13 protein-coding genes, 1 tRNA gene and 1 pseudogene are annotated in these 18,105 nt (G+C 57.6%); 7 read left to right on the top strand and 8 right to left on the bottom strand.

The window, feature by feature from the left end:
• Window positions 1-502 (top strand): integrase core domain-containing protein (locus tag B8991_RS02865; protein WP_143514468.1); only part of this gene is annotated, 502 nt, incomplete at its 5' end.
• A 33-nt stretch (window positions 503-535) separates the two neighbouring features.
• Here the strand turns inward: B8991_RS02865 and B8991_RS02860 are convergent.
• The 3 genes from B8991_RS02860 to B8991_RS02850 form a co-directional block, all read right to left on the bottom strand.
• Window positions 536-3,265 (bottom strand): SIR2 family protein, encoded by a 2,730-nt coding sequence (locus tag B8991_RS02860; protein WP_235866516.1) that lies wholly within the window; start codon window positions 3,263-3,265, stop codon window positions 536-538.
• 417 nt (window positions 3,266-3,682) lie between these two features.
• Window positions 3,683-4,702: an IS110 family RNA-guided transposase gene (locus B8991_RS02855; protein ID WP_084350266.1), complete on the bottom strand. Its 1,020-nt coding sequence runs from the start codon at window positions 4,700-4,702 to the stop codon at window positions 3,683-3,685.
• Window positions 4,703-4,815: 113 nt separating this feature from the next.
• Complete coding sequence (locus B8991_RS02850) at window positions 4,816-5,505, bottom strand: winged helix-turn-helix transcriptional regulator (protein WP_084350265.1); 690 nt, start codon at window positions 5,503-5,505, stop codon at window positions 4,816-4,818.
• A 140-nt stretch (window positions 5,506-5,645) separates the two neighbouring features.
• Here B8991_RS02850 and B8991_RS02845 point away from each other — a divergent pair, with 140 nt between their 5' ends.
• The 3 genes from B8991_RS02845 to B8991_RS02835 all read left to right on the top strand — a co-directional run bounded on the left by B8991_RS02845 (window position 5,646) and on the right by B8991_RS02835 (window position 8,751).
• A complete protein-coding gene (locus B8991_RS02845; protein ID WP_084350264.1) occupies window positions 5,646-6,803 on the top strand; it encodes an acyl-CoA dehydrogenase family protein in 1,158 nt (385 codons plus the stop codon).
• Window positions 6,804-6,854: 51 nt separating this feature from the next.
• On the top strand, window positions 6,855-7,790 hold the full coding sequence (locus B8991_RS02840) for a carbon-nitrogen hydrolase family protein (protein WP_084350263.1): 936 nt from the start codon (window positions 6,855-6,857) through the stop codon (window positions 7,788-7,790).
• Window positions 7,791-8,214: 424 nt separating this feature from the next.
• Window positions 8,215-8,751 (top strand): hypothetical protein, encoded by a 537-nt coding sequence (locus tag B8991_RS02835; RefSeq protein WP_084350262.1) that lies wholly within the window; start codon window positions 8,215-8,217, stop codon window positions 8,749-8,751.
• A gap of 48 nt (window positions 8,752-8,799) precedes the next feature.
• On the opposite strand, the pseudogene tnpC reads toward B8991_RS02835, so the two are convergent.
• Window positions 8,800-9,942, bottom strand: a pseudogene (gene tnpC / locus B8991_RS02830) (IS66 family transposase); the annotation flags it as partial.
• Between the two features lie 521 nt (window positions 9,943-10,463).
• On the opposite strand from tnpC, the gene B8991_RS02825 reads away from it, so the two are divergent.
• Window positions 10,464-11,318 (top strand): tyrosine-type recombinase/integrase, encoded by an 855-nt coding sequence (locus B8991_RS02825; RefSeq protein WP_084350261.1) that lies wholly within the window; start codon window positions 10,464-10,466, stop codon window positions 11,316-11,318.
• Window positions 11,319-11,378: 60 nt separating this feature from the next.
• On the opposite strand, the gene B8991_RS02820 is transcribed toward B8991_RS02825, so the two are convergent.
• On the bottom strand, window positions 11,379-12,362 hold the full coding sequence (locus B8991_RS02820) for an HTH domain-containing protein (RefSeq protein ID WP_179141415.1): 984 nt from the start codon (window positions 12,360-12,362) through the stop codon (window positions 11,379-11,381).
• Between the two features lie 247 nt (window positions 12,363-12,609).
• Between B8991_RS02820 and B8991_RS02815 the strand changes: the two genes are divergently transcribed.
• Window positions 12,610-13,125: a 3'-5' exonuclease gene (locus B8991_RS02815; RefSeq protein WP_235866515.1), complete on the top strand. Its 516-nt coding sequence runs from the start codon at window positions 12,610-12,612 to the stop codon at window positions 13,123-13,125.
• A gap of 260 nt (window positions 13,126-13,385) precedes the next feature.
• Here B8991_RS02815 and B8991_RS02810 read toward each other — a convergent pair.
• Window positions 13,386-13,460: transfer RNA gene (locus B8991_RS02810), tRNA-Asn, on the bottom strand.
• A gap of 80 nt (window positions 13,461-13,540) precedes the next feature.
• A complete protein-coding gene (locus B8991_RS02805; protein ID WP_412780339.1) occupies window positions 13,541-14,473 on the bottom strand; it encodes an MBL fold metallo-hydrolase in 933 nt (310 codons plus the stop codon).
• 33 nt (window positions 14,474-14,506) lie between these two features.
• Between B8991_RS02805 and B8991_RS02800 the strand changes: the two genes are divergently transcribed.
• Window positions 14,507-15,796, top strand: a complete 1,290-nt coding sequence (locus B8991_RS02800) for an ATP-binding protein (RefSeq protein ID WP_084350257.1) — start codon at window positions 14,507-14,509, stop codon at window positions 15,794-15,796.
• Window positions 15,797-15,878: 82 nt separating this feature from the next.
• Here the strand turns inward: B8991_RS02800 and B8991_RS02795 are convergent, their stop codons facing one another.
• Window positions 15,879-18,101, bottom strand: a complete 2,223-nt coding sequence (locus B8991_RS02795; RefSeq protein ID WP_084350256.1) for a hybrid sensor histidine kinase/response regulator — start codon at window positions 18,099-18,101, stop codon at window positions 15,879-15,881.
• Window positions 18,102-18,105: the final 4 nt, after the last annotated feature.

The following is an 18,105-nucleotide window of genomic DNA, read 5'->3' as shown; positions in this document are numbered from 1 at the left end:
CCTCGACGACTACAGCCGCTACATCATCGCCTGGAAGCTCTGCACAAACATGCGGGCCGAGGATGTGACCAGCACGATCGAGCTGGCGCTTCAGGCATCGGGCTGCGACCAGGCCGTGGTCCGACACAAACCCCGTCTGCTCAGCGACAACGGATCCTGTTACATCTCTGGCGATCTGGCCACGTGGTTGGAGGATCAGAAAATGGACCACGTTCGCGGGGCGCCATTCCACCCGCAAACGCAAGGCAAGATCGAGCGCTGGCACCAGACCATGAAGAACCGGGTTCTGCTGGAAAACTACTACCTGCCCGGTCATCTCGAGCGACAGATCGGGGACTTCGTCGAATACTACAATAACCAGCGCTACCACGAGAGCCTGAACAACGTCACACCCGCTGACGTCTACTTTAATCGGGACAAAGCCATTCTGAGGGAAAGGGAGAAGATCAAGAACCTGACGATCCGACAGCGACGCTTGCAACATCAAAAACAAGCAGCATAATCAATCAAACAACCGAACCAGAGCCTCCAATGTTCAAGCCGCTCTGATGTCCCATTTTATATGACGACAGACAGCCAATGTATGACCGAGTTCCACAACGATTGGGTGCGGGAGGCGAGCAAGGCGATGCAGAAAGGCCCTTTTGAGCCGGGGAGCGATGTCTGTGGGCAACTCGTTGATCATTGCTGACCAGAATGCCTGTGGGAAGTCACCGTCTCTTCCGGCAATGGTTAAGGCGGAAAGGGCTTTCCGGGGATTTGCCCGTACCAGGCCCGTAAAGGGGCGGCGCTCGGTGAAGCTTCCAAAGTCGCGCTTCAGGTCTTCTTTTGCCCTTGCGACGACCTCGTTGACTGGGATGTCAATAACAGCGTCTGGTGCTTCGTCCGTACCTACCCAGCTCACATGCGAGCCCGACATCATCACCGTCGAAGTTGCCCAACCATCATTCCAATCTGGCATCCCCGCGATGATTTCCGCCAACCGCGTCGCCGGAGAAGCGGGTAGATCGCAGCCATTCAACTGAAGGTAACGGCCATATCTGGCAGCAATCCGATCACGGAATGCCGGGTATTCTTCCTCTGACCAGTGGTCCATCCTTTCAGGGCCAGCAAGGATACGCTCAGCCATGACTTTCTTGCTCTCGTCCGAGAACTCTTCCCACCGATCTACCAGAGCGAAGAGAAGTTCACGCGCCACGTCGGTATCCCAAAACGCGGTCTGATCGAACCTGGAGATGATTCCGGCGGCGTCGTTCGCATCGAACAGGTCAGGCTTCGACAGCGCATAAAGCTTTAGCTTACGAAAGAAGTACTTGTCGCTTTCGTCCCAGAGCATCGAATGCGCCACCGCACGTTGGAGGTCGAGTGCCACGATCCGGTCGAAGATTTCGATGAACAGAAGAAACGGCTCAGCAGAATCATGATAATGCTCGCCACCATCCGTTTCTCGGTTGGGAAAGCATGTGGGCGTGGTGAAGTAGGACACACCAAGATCGGACAGTATCCCAACCGCTGTGTTAAGTTGATTTTCCAGAAGACCAAGAACGGCAGACAGGGCTTCATCCGGCACCACGAGGTCTTCGTTGTGTCGCTCAAGATATTTGATCTCGAACCGAGCGATCTCGTCGATACGAAGTTCACCCCATTCCGATGTGGGCGGTTTGTTTTCATGAAGGCCCATAGGGCGTTTGATGTTCAAGCATGGTTGGGCCGCTTGATGAAAGTCACGCAGGACGCTGGGGACCCAACCCTCTTCGGCAATGCGCTTCTTCAGGTCGTACCAGCGCCCGTTCCACCGACGGCTCCGAGGATCACGGTGGTGTTCCAGTATTAGGTTCCAGATATGTCGGCAGTTCCCGTCAACTTCCTTCGATTGGTCGAGGTGCCAAGCGATGTGATCGATAAGGCGAGGATGCAGGCCAAGTTGACGAGCCGCCCACCAGGCGATCACTGGCGCTTGGAATGACTTCCCGATCCAGCGGACGAGATGCCACAACCGGGTTGGCATCGACTCATGGCCTTCTACCTGGCGGCCTCCGAGGCGGTGAAACTCGGGTGGATTGTCGTCGCCACTCCGCCATTCGAGCAGGCTATCGTTTCTGGTTCCCCGTCTGAAATCCTCTTCGCTAATCGGTCCAAGATCATCGTCGAGGCCATAAGCCAATACGGGATCGAATTCCTCGGCATCTTCCCCGTATCCACTGTTTTTCTTTGCATTGCGGACGAATGCATCGAGGACGCAAACCCACTCCGGGTGTGGTGATGGTTCGGCGTCGGCAAACGCCTTGGCTCCGGGAATAGAACGTAGGACATGGGCGACCTGCCCACGCTCGTGAGGTGACATCTCCTTCGGGTCACGCTCCGCAGAAGCGATGACCAGACTCCGCCAAGCACGCGCATCGTCAGCCCGGTTAGCCCAGGCTTCCATGGTCTGCCATAGGTGGCCATGATCTTGATAGGCGATAGCGGTGACGCCCCGATCTCGCCACTTGGCTTCAATCTCCTCCGGCTCCCCTCGGTCGAAAGCGTAGAGTCGAGTTCGGTCGAACTGACCATCATGGTTGAGCCCTTGAAGGAGGTATTTCACGGGCGGGTCTTCGGCCTGATACCCGACAAGAACGACGGTGTATCGTTCCAGCAGGCCACTTATAAACTTTGTGGCCCATGCCTCGGATAGATAGGCTCTGCCGAAATCTGCACTGCTTAGCACGTAGGGGTGTTGGTTTGCGTCAGGTGCAACGAGTCGCCCGTGAAGATAGGTGATACCATCAATTGGTGACCCGAATGTCAGGTCAGGGAATGCCGGGGGTTCATGGATCGGGATGCCGCCTGCTTTGTCGCCAAGCTCGAACAGGTGATCGAAGTTAGTCGTCACGATCTGAGGGACACCACTCTGGTTCGACGATATCCGCTTCACCAGGCCGTGTTCATGACCGATGGTTGCTGCTGTTGATGGCACCAGCAACCGCTCAGTTACCAATGCGTTGACCTCATCCCGACCATACTCCTGGTGCAGAAGATTGAAAATCTGGTCGAGGGGAACATTTGGTGCTGCCGGATCGGCTCGCCAGGGGCCGAACGCCTTCATGATCTCTGATCCTTCCGGGGGATCGAAGAAGTCGATCACGTGCTCCGTAAGCCCGAGAAACGTTGGCATCCCCGAATTGTACGACACTCCGGCACCACAGAGGAAGACGACCCGACCAACGTCGCAACGCTCCAGGAGGATATCGGGAATAGAAGGGCCGTCAGAAAAAAATTTCATTGTGGAAGTTTAGCAATCGTACCCAGCTCTGCCAGTCAAGGTATGGCGAAATACCTTGCAAAGTTAAACCTGCTTGGTTTCTGGCGTTTCGCAGAACAAAAAACTTCACCACTGGCCGATTTCACATCTGCCGCACCGCGGCGTACCAGGCAATGGCGAACGGCATCTGTGGGTGGCTCCTGCATTGCAAGAACTTTTTGGTGATATTAGCGGGTATTTTCGTCAGTACCGTCGTCTGTCCGGCCTGTTTGCGTGGCGGCATTGTCGCCACTGGCCTTGATGAATTCCGCGAGCGAGGTTCCAATCGGCTCATCGGCCTCTGAGGGCCGCTGCCATTCCCGGAGTGTCCTTGCTCTTGGTTGACTTAATTCCGCATCATCACTTCAACGTCTTGCATCTCGTGGGCAGTTGGTGCGATCAGAACGCAGGCTGCCGATATTCCTGTTTCTTCGTGAGCATCGCCCAGATGCTCCTTGCTGCTTTGTTGGCCATCGCGGTTGTTGCCAAGCGGAACGGTTTGTCTGCGATGATCTTCGCGGTCCACAGATCGACCTTCTCTGGCGAACGTTTCGCCATGACGGCACGCGATGTCATGCCTACGACCAACAGCTTGCGGATGTAGCGATCACCCTGCTTCGTGATCTTGCCCAGACGTTCCTTGCCACCGCTGGACTTGTTGAGCGGGGTCAGTCCGAGCCATGCCGCCAGATCACGTCCCGTCCGGAATTGTTTTGCGTCCCCGATCGTTGCGACAATCGCTGACGCTGTGATCGGCCCGATACCAGGCATGCGCATCAATCGTCGTGCGTCTGCATTCAGCAGGGCATGTTGCTCGATCATCTTCGAATAGCCGGCGATACGTTCGTTCAAACCGATGAACTGATAGCACTGCATGCCGAGCATGCCGTTCGCGATGTTCGGCATGTCGGGTTGATCGCCGTCAAGGTGGCGCTTTGCAAACGCCGTCACCGCTTCGATTCCGATGGGCAAGATATGCCCGAACTCTCGCAACAAGCTGCGGATCATGTTGGCCATTTGAGTGCGTTGCCGGACGGCCAGGTCACGCGTGCGATGGATCGACAAGATGGCCTGCTGTTCTTCGGATTTGATTTCGACAAAGCGCATGGTTGGACGACGGACAGCTTCACAGATTGCCTCGGCATCAACGGCGTCGTTCTTGCCGCGCTTCACATACGGTTTGACGTAGCCAGCGGGCATCAACTTCACATCATGGCCAAGCTTGCACAACTGGCGGCCCCAGTGATGAGACGATCCGCATGCCTCCATGCCAACGACACAGGGCGGAAGCGTCTCAAAGAAAGTGAGCAGCTTCGCGCGCTTGATGGCTCTATTGAAAATTACACGGCCGTTCTCCGAAATGCCGTGTACTTGAAAAACGTCCTTGGCCAGATCCAGACCTACGGTTCTAACTGTCATTGGGTGGCTCCTTTCCTGGCAGTCACTGACAACTGCACTTTGGCACATTCGATGCCGGTGGAGCAGGAGCCACCCACCTCATCCGCTCTGGGCCGTTCACGCCTTCAGCTTCGTCAGGCCACCTGCTTCTTGTCTTTCGCGAAGGGGCTGAGCCCCAGCCATTGCTGCATCAAGGCGGCGACGTCCCGATCGCCCGACAGCACCAGATCGTCCCGCGCAACTGCCAGGGCGACTGTGTCCAGCCCCAGCCAGATCGCGGTCATGGTGCGCAAGCTGCATTCCGCGTAAAGATCGACCTCGAACCCTGGATCGACGTAGCAGGCCTCGGCGCCAGTTTCCGGGTCGATGATCAGCCAGTTGTCACGTTTTTCTGCGGCCAGATCTTCGAATACGACCTGGATACATATCCGCCTGGCGGGCAGCGGCGTGGGGTCAAGGCAGCGGTGCATGTCCCAGATCAGAAGCTCCGGGTCGAGATTGTCGAGCGTCGGGCCGGTCTCGACCCACCGCTGCCCCCAACTTCCCAGGGACATGATGATCGGGCGGAGCTCCTCTCCCGCCTTTGTCAGGCGATAGGACTTGTTGCCTTTTGCGTCCGGAACCGCGTCGATCAGACCAGCCGCCTCCATCTCCACCAATCGTTTCGACAACAGCGAGGGCGACATGCGCGGAACGCCGCGGCGCAGATCGTTGAACCGCGTGCTGCCACACATTAGTTCCCGAACGACAAGAGGCGTCCAGCGGGCGCAAAGCACCTCGGACGCCATGGCGACGGGGCAGAACTGTCCGTAGCTTCCACGCATTTCAACCTCCCGTTTGGCAGGGTAAAACGCCCCCATCTTCAATCTACCACAAGGTAGGGTTCTACCCAGTATAGTTTGTGGACTGGATGCAAATCCCGCTGCCTGCGATCCTTCTCGAAGTTTAACAGGAGGATTGATCGATGACTGACGTGACAGCAGACCTGATCCCGACCCGGAAACCATCCCTTGAAGATACGGCACGGCAGTTTGCCGAACGCTGCGCGGAACGCGCGGCGGATCATGACCTGACCGGCGATTTCATCGCGGGCAACTACAAGACCATGAAGTCCACTGGCCTCTTGGCCGCTGGCGTGCCAACCGAGCTTGGCGGCGGCGGCGCATCCTTCCGCGACCTACGCGAGATGCTGCGGATCATCGGCGGGGCCTGCGGATCAAGTGGGCTCGCCTTGTCGATGCACACGCATCAGGTCGCCATCCCGGCATGTCGCTGGCATCATCAAGCCGCGGCCCGACCGCTGGTCGAGCCGCTTCTGCGCCGCGCCGCCGCAGAGAACATCGTCCTGCTCAGCTCGGGCGGATCGGACTGGATCGGCGGATCGGGCCAGGCGGAAAAGGTCAATGGCGGCTACAAGATTACCGCGCGCAAGGTGTTTTCCTCGGGTGCGCCCGTAGGCGACATGTTGATGACCAGCGCCGTCTGCGACGAAGACGGCGAGCGCATGGTGCTTCATTTCGGCGCCCCGATGACCGCGAAGGAGGTCACGGTCCTCGATACCTGGAACACCCTTGGGATGCGGGGCACCGGGTCGCATGACATCATGATCGACGGGCTTTTCGTGCCCGAGGACAAGATCCCCCTCAGACGGACGGCGGGTGAATGGCATCCCGGTTTCCAGTTGATCGCAACGATGGCCTTCCCGTTGATCTACGCGACATACCTCGGCATTGCCGAAAGCGCGCGCGAGATCGCCGTGGGCATCGCCGGGATGAAGCCCGTGTCCCACAGGCTGCAATCCATTGCAGGGCGGATGGACACGGCCCTTGCAGCTACCCGGATGGGGCATGAACACATGATCGCCGCAGCAGAACGCAACGCACCATCCGAGCAGAGCGTCAATGACGTCATGATCGGCCGCAGGCTGGTCGAGGAAAACGCCATCCTGACGGTCGAACGGGCGATGGAACTGGCGGGTGGCGCGGGCTTCTACCGCAAGACGGGGCTGGAACGGCGGTTTCGCGACATCCAGGCCGCGCGGTATCATCCGCTGCAAAAAGAGGCCCAGTCAGAATACGCGGGCGCGATGGCGCTTGACCAGCCGGTCGGTCGGATCTTCTGATACTGACGGACGGCCAGAGTTTGAACCCCATTGCATAGCAAGGACCACATCATGACCAAAGTCGCCGTAATCCAGCAGCCGCCAGTTTATCTTGATCTTGAAAAGACCATGTCCCGCGCGATCCAGCTGATCGCAGAGGCCGCACACAATGGGGCCCAGATGGTGGTTTTCCCGGAGGCTTGGTTTCCGGGCTATCCCACCTTCGCCTGGCGTTTGCCGCCGGGCGCGGGGATGGGAAAATCCGATGAGTTGTTCGGCCTACTTCAATCCAACGCGATCGACCTGAGCCGGGGCGGCATGCGGCCCTTGCAGGAGGCAGCAAGAGACCATGGCGTTGTGGTCGTTGCGGGGTATCAGGAACTGGACGGGGCGGTCAGCGGCAGCACGCTTTATAACAGTTGCATCATCATCGACGCGGACGGGACCATCGCGAACAACCACCGAAAGCTGATGCCGACCAATCCCGAGCGCATGGTCTGGGGGTTCGGCGACGGGTCCGGGCTGAACGTCGTCAACACTGCTGTGGGTCGTGTCGGCGCTCTGCTATGCTGGGAAAATTACATGCCCTTGGCGCGATACGCGCTTTATGCCCAGAACATCGATATCTATGTCGCGCCGACCTGGGATAGCGGCGACACTTGGCTGGCCACGATGCAGCACATCGCGCGCGAAGGCGGATGCTGGGTGATAGGCTGCGCCACCTCGCTTGAAGCATCAGACATCCCGACCGAAATCCCGCATTATGAAGAGCTGTTTCCGAACAGGGACGAGTGGGTGAACCCCGGCGACGCCGTCATCTACAAGCCATTCGGCGGCGTCCACGCAGGCCCGATGCATCAAGAAAAGGGCCTCTTGATCTCGGATATCGACGTTTCCGCCGCGCGATCTTCGCGGCGGAAGTTCGACGCCAGCGGCCACTATGCTCGCCCGGATGTGTTCGCGTTGAACGTCAATCGCATCAGACAGGCGCCGGTCACGTTCGACTGAGCCTTCGCAAGTTGCGTCGTTTTCAAAAGCCTCACCCTTATCTGGTGCCGCGAAAAGCAGATTTGTCCGCTTTCCGACCTTCACCCTTCGAAAATGCTGCGCAATGGATGAATGGCCGATCTTGGGAAGCTGCGCTGCGGGGTTGGCAGGGTGCGTGAATGGCCGCATAGGGCCGTCTCCCGACCTCCCCGCCTACCTTGTTGGTGTGTTGGGACGTCGGAGCCCACCTCGTTCATCGACATCCAATAAATACCACGTGCGGCAGGTTGTTATCTCATTTGAGGTGGCATCTGGCAGGAGAACCATATAGTTTAAGGCGACGCTGTCCGATATGGGGTTTCTTGATCATCATTCCCTTGGTGGCTTCTTCTATTGGCCGACTTACCTTCGAGGCGGCTCAGACCCCGTTAGCGTAGAAGATTAGATGGCTGGTTCAAATTTACTGCAGGAATTGTTCTTGAAGGTCGGCTACTGCTTGGGCTCTGCTGAATCAGCACTTGGCTTTATCAATAGCCCTGGCGGCCTATGGTATCATGCCATCGGATTGTTCAATGCATTCTACTCCCTTAACGAAGAGATGGTGAGGCGAACTCAAAATTCTGCCGATGCCAATCTAAACGCCGCAATCGTTGCTTGGCGCGCAAACAACAAGGAGAAGATCGATAGCTTCTTTGGGAAGGCGCGGCAGATCGCAACCCATCGTGGCGGCATATATACCGAAGAATTTCAGCATTGGGAAATAGACCACGCGAATGATACCGAGCACCCGTATATGCGATCCTATGTTACAGTTGATGATACAGATATCAAGCGGATGGAGGGCAGTGATTTTATCGAGCTATGCCTACGAGCAATGACATTCATGCGCGAGGGTATCGTGGAAATTGACGTCGACTATCGTGCTCGTGGCGGCGGGCAGCATGCCCTTCCGCCAGATCTCCGTGACGAAGATTTATTCTGACAATCAAATTAGTCACAGCGTCGAAATAGTTGCAGGGTAAGCGTTGCTTCAGCCTTTGAAGTTCCACGGTAGTAGCTGGTCAATGTGCTTTTGTTTATGGCCATTGACGATAGCCGTTAGGACGCCGGTCAGATAGCAGTGCGGCTCAAGGCTATTCAATTTGCATGTCTCAATGAGTGAAGCGAGCATTGCCCAGTTTTGCGCACCTGCGTCGTGGCCAGCAAAGAGTGCGTTTTTTCTTTGGAGTGCGATGGGGCGGATTGTGCGCTCAACGGGGTTGCTATCCATCTCGATGCGGCCATCTGTCAGGAACAGGATCAGCCCGTCCCAGTATTTGGCGATGTATTTGAGGGCTTCACCGGTTGGGGATTTTGCGGATACCAGTGACCTGGCCTGATCCAGCCAGGTTTTGAACGCCACGATCTTGGATGCGGATTTTTGTTTCCGGATGGCAAGCCGCTCTTGGGCAGAAGCGCCACGCGCCTGCGCTTCGATCCTGTAGAGGGCTGCGATCTGCTTGAGCCCTTCCTTGGCGATGGGGGCGACATTGTTGTGGGTCAGCTCGTACAGCTTGCGACGGGCATGCGCCCAGCAGTACGCCAACTGGATCGGTTGATTGTCCCGCAGATCAAGCACGCGATTGTATCCGGCATAGCCGTCGACTTGCAGGATGCCACTGAAGTCCTGCAAAATATCTGATGCGTATTTGCCCGAACGTCCAGGCGCATAAGTAAAGGCCACGCCGGGCGGTTCAGGCCCATTCCATGCGCGGTCATCGCGGGCGAGCGCCCAGAAGTAACCCTTCTTGGTCTTGCCGCTTCCGGGATTGAGGACCGGCGCGGGTGTCTCATCCATGAACAGTTTGCTGGAGGTTTTGAGATGCACCAGCAAGGCATCATGGACGGGCCTCAACTCATGGGCCGCTTTGCCGACCCAAAAGGCCAAGGTGGAACGGTCGATGTCGACGCCCTGACGCGCATAGATTTGGCTTTGGCGATACAACGGCAGGTGATCGGCATACTTTGAGACGATCACGCTGGCGATTGTCGCCTCGGTTGGCATGCCACCTTCGATCAAGCGCGGTTTGGCGGGTGCTTGCACGATGCCAGCTTCGCAGGATCGGCAGGCATACTTTGGACGGCGGGTTACAAGGACACGGAACTGGGCAGGTATCGCCATGATCATCTCCGCATCTGCTGCGAAGACCAGGTCGCTCATTTCGGTGAGGCGGCGGGCCAGTATCTTCGCGTCGCGGAGGACATGGCTACGAAGTGAAAAGCACAAAAAAACTTTTTTTGGCCCCGTCGTGTTTTCTTTCCCTGAGAGGTGAGGCGATGGCGCGCCCCGGTCCCGTAGGGACCGGGGTAGGCGTCTGCGCCAGTAGTAGCCGGCGCGGCGCGTTTCGAGGTGGTGTGGTAGTCTCCGATTCCGGGGCATGGAAATGCCCTCCTGTGCACGCGTTGTGCACCGCCGTGTGCACTGAACTGTGCACCTCGTCGTCGAGCTCCGAATCTGGATCTCGAAAACTCAATGTTTTCAGGGGGTAGCTGGTAAATTGGCTCCGGCGGTAGGAGCGGACGTAGTGTTTCACCGTCTTTCATCGTGTTAAATTTTACATTCCAAATCATATTGTTAAGATGAGATAGTCGGAAAGATGATTTCGTGACGTTCCATGACAGAACATAATTTTGGGTGGATTGTTGGGGGGGCAGATGCCACGGAGAGCAAGAGAACTTACGCCTACACAAATCAAGAGGCTTCGACACCCTGGCGGCGAGCGTCCAGTGAAAGTTTCCGTTGGAGGTATCAGCGGATTGATGCTTCAGATCCGTCCGAGTGGCGCAAAATCATGGGTGTTCCGCGGTAGGTTCGGTGAATGGCAAAGTGTAAGAAAACCTGATGGAAGCCAGACCCGGGCCAGGAAAAAACGCGAGTTAGGGCTCGGTCCATATCCAGACGTTCTGCCGGGTGAAGCCCGAGAGAAGGCACGGCACCTTAGAACAAAACTCGAGCAAGGCATCGACCCGCTGGCCGAAAAGAAGGAGGCACAGACCAAGCTCTTGATGGCAGCAAGAAAACGAAGAACTTTCAAGCAAGCTTTCGACGAGTATGCCGAAACCAAAGCGACTGAATTCAATGGTGAGAAGTATCGAAAGCAGTGGGTCTCTTTAGCTGAACGTCATGCCATTCCAAGCCTTGGCGACTTGTTGGTCCAAGACATCGACCTCGCCAATGTGCTGTTCGTCTTGAAACCCATATGGGAGACGAAAAATCCGACGGCCACCAAGCTCAGGCAGATTGTCGAGGGCACCCTCGATTTCTCGACAGTTCATGGATACCGAACTGGAGAAAACCCGGCTCGATGGCAGGGGAACTTGTCTGTAGTGCTTGGATCACCGACAAAGGTCAGCAAGGAACAAAACTATCCGGCTGTTCAGGTATCCTTGGTTCCAAGCCGCGCGAGAGTATTAAGGCACCATCGCACGACCTTCTGGTCGCGGCTCATGCTGGTCAGGCCGACCACCTGCTGTTCGATCCGAGGTGCGGTCTCTGGTGCGAGCCGATGACCGATGCGGTAGAGGCGGCTGAGTTCTTGTAGCGCGACCTTCTGACGACGAGGATCGTCGTTACTCGCCAGCTCGAATGCGAGAAAAGCCGCCTGCTGGTGTGTGATGCGTTTGGTCGCCAACTGTCTCTCGTTCCGCTTCCGCTGCCCATTCTGCCAAAATCATCGAGCTCCAAGGTTCGAAGTCGTCTAAATCGTTATGCGGAATAGAAGTTGAAAGCCAGTGCGGCTCGTTAAGCGACATCCGCCGCGTTGTAGGCTCAAACCATTTGGGACAGTTCCACTTCAGAACGATCACCACGTCAAGCGCTTTGTCTGCCTCCACAACCATGACACGCTCAATCTCCGGCCGCCGTTTCCCAGGGCCATGAAAAGACGTATAGGAAAGGTCGAGATCCTGCATCAAAACTTCCGCGGCACTGTCCTCGGCGCCGAGATGGTCGCGCGAGAACAATGTAACGTCTTCAACTGTTAGCGGACCAGGGAAACCAATTGATCGCCGCTTGGCAAAGTGGTCGCGATCGTCTCGATAGCGACCCACGCGGTACGCGAGCGTCATATCATCCTTGACAACCATCGCAAAGGTCCATGTTGAGCAATATCCGCGGCCTTTCAAATCCTTAGGGTGCATGTAGGCTATTGCGTCTTCAGCCTCGGCCGCCTGGAAGAAGGCGTTGGCGTCGCCGCGAGAACGTCGCCAGCGGGCGAGGAACGCCTCCTTCACCGCAAGGGTGTTGTCTCTTGTCAGGTCGCGTGTGCGGCGCCGGGCGGGAAAAGGCTTCTTCCACTCCTCTGGGATATCATCGGCATCGAGGAACTCGGTCAGGAAGAACTGCCCGGGTTCGGTTCGGTAGAAGGGTGAGGTCTCTCGATGGTGGAGGATCTCTTCGCTGAGACGGGCTTGCAAGGTTTTCTGCTGCGTCTTGCCATAGAGATGGTTGGGCACCACGCCTGCTTTGTAGGCCACGTCGAGAATAGCCTTCGCCCCCATCGGGCGGCGCGCCGATCTCAGCCCCGTCTGCGCAATCTGCAAGTAGGAATCCAAGCCCGCACCTCCGAGGACATAATGTAGGTTGCTGCAGAGAGCTGCAATGATAATCCGCCGTTCTCTGTAACCTCGCTGGTGCCACCTTAACTGAGCATCCGCAGCGTATAGCTGAAAGCTCTACATACTGATTATACCCGCTTGAACCAAGACGCCTTCTTCTACTGGGCAATCAGGTTCATATTTCTTCGTTCCGAAACCTTATGGCCAACTTCGTCATCAATGCAGTTTTCACAGGGTGAGACACATGATGAAAAAAACAACTGATATCGAGGCCTATGCTGCCTTGGATTTCGAAGCTTCGAGTCTTGCGCCGGATAGCTGGCCCATCGAAATCGGCCTTTCCTGGCTGAAAGATGACATTGTGCACACTTGGAGCTCGTTGATCCGGCCCGCTCTGGATTGGAACCTCTCCGCCTGGTCTACGCAGAGTGCCGCTGTGCACGGACTTGCACTTGAAGCTTTGCACTACGCCCCCACCGCGTCTACGGTTGTCGATGAATTTCTCGAGCGTTTGGAGGGAAAAGTGCCCTTGTCAGATGCGCCCGAGTTCGATGCACGCTGGCTCTCAAGGTTGTTGCAGGCCGGTGGGTGCGCCAGCGTGCCGGAGGTCGAGGACTATCACTGTGTTTCATTCGCACATTTTTCGGGACTGGCGCTTGATATGCTTTACGAATACCTTGGGCGGCATCCAGCACCGCATCGCGCGGGTCCGGATAGCGCCCGACTTGTCAGGGCCTGGCGCAAAGCTCAGCAATACTGAGACACAGGGCGCGGCTCGTGACACCCTTTAATTACCTCAACTATCGACGATAATTGCGCGGAGATGCCGCTAAATCTTCTCGCGAGCTCGCTCGCTTACAACTGCCGACTATAACGTTCGGGGAGGTATAACGCAGAAGCATCCATGCGCAATCGAGTTCATCCTGAGAAAAAACGCTGTTGCCTTGGGTGGGTTCTTGGATGGGTCAAGTCAAGCAAAATATATAAACTCAATAAAATTCAATATCTTATTGAATTTTATGGCTCCGGCGGTAGGGATCGAACCTACGACCAATTGATTAACAGTCAACTGCTCTACCGCTGAGCTACGCCGGAACACGGGGCGGATATAGCAACCTGGGCAGAGGGCGTCCAGAGGGATTGTCGCTGCAATCGCTGAAAATGTCAGAAAAGTTTCAAACGAGCAGAAATGTGCTGTCGCTGTGAAGCTCTTGCACATGATGAACGCGTGATTTTGATTTAAGATCAATAAGATGCGCCAAAACATTGCGTTCGGCAGCGGGGATGAGCTTGGTGGGAATATCGGTGTAGATGCGGGAGGTAAGGCCGTGTGCGGTGTCTGGACCCATCTTGAGAGCGTTCAGAATGGCCGTTTCGCGGTCTTTGCGATGCTTCAGCAGCCACTCCAGACGGGTATGAGGCTGTTCTATCGCGGCACCGTGACCGGGGTAAAACCGATTCCAGGGCATTTGTGCGAGGCGTTGACAGGACGCCATGAAATCCGTGAGGTCTCCGTCGGGTGGGGACACCAGGGACGATGCCCAGCCCATAACCAGATCGCCGGAAAACAGAAAATCCTCTGAAGCATAGCACAGATGATTGCCGAAATGGCCGGGCGTGTGAAGCGCCGTAATGCGCCACCCATTGCCTGAGACCTGCGCGCCGTCTGGCAGGCAAATATCCGGAACGAATTCTGTCTCCACGCCCTCTCCGCCGCTGGTGAACCCCCGCGCCACCAACTGTTGCATCACGGCGCTGCGCCCTGAGCGTGCGTCCCCGAAGGCGAGCACCGGGGCGCGCGTGGCCGCGGCCAGAGGGCGTGCCAAAGGGGAGTGATCAAGATGTGCATGGGTGACGAAGATGTGACTGATGCGCTGATCCGGGCCAACGGATCCCAGAATCGTCCGTAGATGGGCTGTGTCATTGGGGCCGGGATCAATCACCGCCAGATCATCCGTGCCAAGCAAATAGGTGTTGGTTCCGCGAAAGGTCATCGGTGAGGGGTTGTTCGCGACGATACGGCGCAGGCCGGGCTGCAACGTTTCGGCAAAACCGGGTATTGGGCGAAAACTGGGATCGGGGTCCGGCATGGTCGTCTCTTTCGGCATGGTATGCGGATCGGGTCCGGGGTAGGTTTAGCCATGTCGTTCCGCTGGCTCAAACACTATATGCCGCGCGGCCTGTATGGCCGTGCCTTATTGATCCTGGTGTTGCCGGTTGTCACGCTGCAACTTGTGGTGTCCATCGTGTTCATCCAGCGGCATTTTGAAGGCGTCAGTCTTCAGATGAGCACGGCCGTTGCGCGCGAGCTGAACCTGATTCTCGATGCAGGCGGTGAAAGACCCCTGTCTCAGGCGCTGTCATTCGATGTGAGGCAAGTGGCGTCAACAGAGGTGCCGCCGGCCAGTCAACGCAGGTGGTACGATTTTTCCGGCATCGTCGTTATCCGGACTTTGACGGAAAAAGTGCCGCGCATACGGGCGGTCGATTTGCCGACCGATCGGCTGGTCACTGTCTATGCGGACGGTCCGGAAGGACCCGTAGCGATCGACTTCAGCCGGTTGCGCGCCTCTGCGGAGAACCCGCATCAGCTATTGGTCAACATGGTAATCTTCGGCGTGTTGATGACGGTGATTGCCTATCTCTACCTGCGCAACCAGTTGCGCCCGATCACGCGTCTTGCAGAGGTCAGTCAGGCGTTCGGTCGGGGCAGGGCGATGCCTTATCAACCAGCGGGTGCCGTCGAGGTTCGGGCCGCTGGCCATGCGTTTCTGGACATGCGCGCGCGGATCGAACGACAGATCGAACAGCGCACCATGATGCTGTCCGGGGTCAGCCACGATCTGCGCACTCCGTTGACCCGGATGAAGCTGGGGTTGTCGATGCTCGACGAGAAGGATGCCGCGCCGCTGGAGCGGGATGTGCAGGACATGGAGCGGCTGGTTGATGCCTTTCTTGATTTCGCGCGCGACGATGTCGGCAAGACCAGCGCGGAACCCGTCGACCCGGTGGCGCTGGTCGGGCAACTGGTCGAGGACGCGCGTCGCGGCGGCAAGGATGTGACCCTTACAGAGGTCGAAGGTTCGGGTGAGGTCGCGCTGCGGCCGATGGCGATCAAACGGGCGGTTGAGAACCTGATCAACAACGCTGTGCGCTACGGTAGTCGGGCTGAGGTGTCTGTCGCGCTGACCGGGAAATCCCTGCGTTTTCGGGTCGAGGATGACGGGCCGGGTATTCCTGCGGACCGGCGCGAGCATGCGATCAAGCCGTTCGTGCGTCTGGATCCAGCGCGCAATCAGGATCGCGGTTCCGGTGTGGGGCTGGGACTTGCGATTGCGGCAGATGTCGCGCGCTCGCATGGCGGCATATTGAGACTGGGCGAAAGTGCCAAACTGGGCGGTCTGCGTGCAGATATTGTCATCGCGCGCTAAAGGCCGGGCCGGGGTGGTGCCGTTTCTGGTCTGTTGGCGCTTGGGGCGATCCCAGGCGAAGCGCATTTGCAAACAGGCGGCGTCAGCCTTCCGCCGCTTGTGCCCGGCTGGTGGCTGCGGCGTCCAGAACGGCACTCAGCCTGTGCCGGTCGAGCGGTTTTGGCAGAAACTCCAAGCCGCGCGCCATGCAGAACTGATCCAGTGGTTCAGTGCGGTTCGCTGAAATAATCGAGCCGGGCAGCGGCCCGAACCGGGCGGTGATCGCGTCGTAAAGTTCGACCCCGTTCATGCCGCGCCCAAGCTGGTAGTCCAGCAAGAGGGCATCGGGCGTGATTTCCAGATCGTCCAGCAGATCCAGCGCGCTGGCCGCATCCGTCGCTTCGATTACGCTGACACCCCAGCTTTCGATAAGAATGGTGATGGCGCGGCGCAATGCCGGGTCATTTTCGACCAACAGAACAATCAGACCAGATTGTGCCAATCGCAGCGGCCGCGGAGTGGGACGGGCAGTGCTGGTGACGTGATGGGGCAGCGACGCCACCGGCACATTCACCATAAAGCAACTGCCGCGCCCCGGTTCCGACCACAGGCCCAGCGGATGGCCCAGCTTGATGCAGGCGCGCTCGACGATCGCAAGCCCCAGCCCCAGCCCCTCATTGGTGCTGGCAGTGGTGTCGAGCCGCCGAAATTCTTCGAAGATGGAATTTTGATCATGTTTTGCAATGCCCGCGCCGGTATCCCAAACCTCGATCCGGGCACCACCTTCGCGGCGACGCACGCCCATCACGACCCGCCCTGTCGACGTGTAGCGGATGGCATTTCCCAGAAGATTTTGCAGGATCCGCCGTAGATAGGACGGGTCGCTTTCGACCACCAGACTACTGTCGACAATGCGCAGATCCAGACCTTTGCGCGCAGCGAGTATGCCCATCTCATCGCGCAGAGGCCGAAAAATCTCACTCAGCGCCATGGGCCGTACATCGAATGATATCCGCCCCGATTCAAGTTTGGAAATATCAAGCAAGGCGTCGATGATCTTTTCGGCACCCGACAGCGCGCTTTCAGCCTTTTCCAGAATTGCGCGGTCGCTGTCCCCGGCGGATTTGTCCGCAAGCGACGAGATGAACAGCTTGGCGGCGGACAGCGGTTGCAACAGGTCATGGCTGGCAGCGGCGACAAAGCGCGACTTTGACGCATTGGCCCGTTCAGCCGCGTTCAGCGCATCCTCAAGCTCCAGGGTGCGTTCCATCACCCGTTGTTCAAGATCCTCGTTCATCTCGGTCAGCCGGTGCGCCGCTTCTCGTTCGGCGGTGATATCGGTGCAGCTGATGACAAAGCCGCGGTCGGGCATTTCGCGACCAAAAATATGCAGCACCATGCCTTCGGAATGGGTCACTTCGAAAGAGATCGGAGGGCGATGGGCCTTTGACAGCGCCCAATCGCGAAACCCGTCGCGGTCAATGCCTTTGGAAAAGGCAAGCTCTCCGTCGATATGGGCCAGCAAGACCGGGAAGGACGCGCCCAGATGCAGGCGGCGGGCCGGCAGCGACAGGAGCGCGCCGATCTTGAAGTTCCATCCGACAAGCTGTGCCTCTTCATCGAAGATGCAGACCCCTTGGTTAAGATGGTCCAGCGTCGCGTGAATCATCTGCGCTTGCTTGTCCTTCAACCGGTCGCGCGCCTGACGTTCCAGCCGCAGGATGTCAGTCACATCTGTTTGCAGAATGACCGTCCCACCATTGGTGGTGCGATGTTCGCTGACCTGAAGCCAGCGATCGCCGGTCAGCTGTGCGTTGAACATCACATGCCGGTCCTGATGGCGACGTATGCGACGCGCGGCCCAGCGGGCCGAGGATTCGCCTTCGGGCAATGCCAGATGTGGCGAGCGGCTGATCCTGTCGACATATACGGCAAAGGGCAGGCCGGGATGCAGCATGTCCAGCATATCAACGAAGTCACGGCAAAACCGAGAGTTGCACATCACCATGATGTCGTCGGAATCAAACAGGGCGAACCCTTCATGGACCGTCTCGATGGCATTGGCGAGGTTGGACCGCGCGGCCTCTGTTTCAAGGTTGGCCTGCGCCAGCCGGGCGTTTGAATCGTGAAGAAGATCCAGCGTCTTTTCCAGCTGCGTGGTGCGCTCGCGGACCTGTTTTTCGAGTAGCGCCGCGCGCTCGAATTGCGCATAGGCGGCGCTTGAATGCGAGGCACCGTATTCGACCCGGCGCATCAACGATTCCGAGATCTTGAGCAGCTTCTCGTTCTGCCGCTCCAGGCTGTCTTCGGGGTTTGTCAGGGACATGGCG

Origin of the sequence: Primorskyibacter flagellatus (genome assembly GCF_900176485.1) — a bacterium.
GTDB lineage: Bacteria > Pseudomonadota > Alphaproteobacteria > Rhodobacterales > Rhodobacteraceae > Primorskyibacter > Primorskyibacter flagellatus.
The sequence above is the reverse complement of the archived record's forward strand: the minus strand, read 5'-3'. Positions and strand labels throughout refer to the sequence as shown.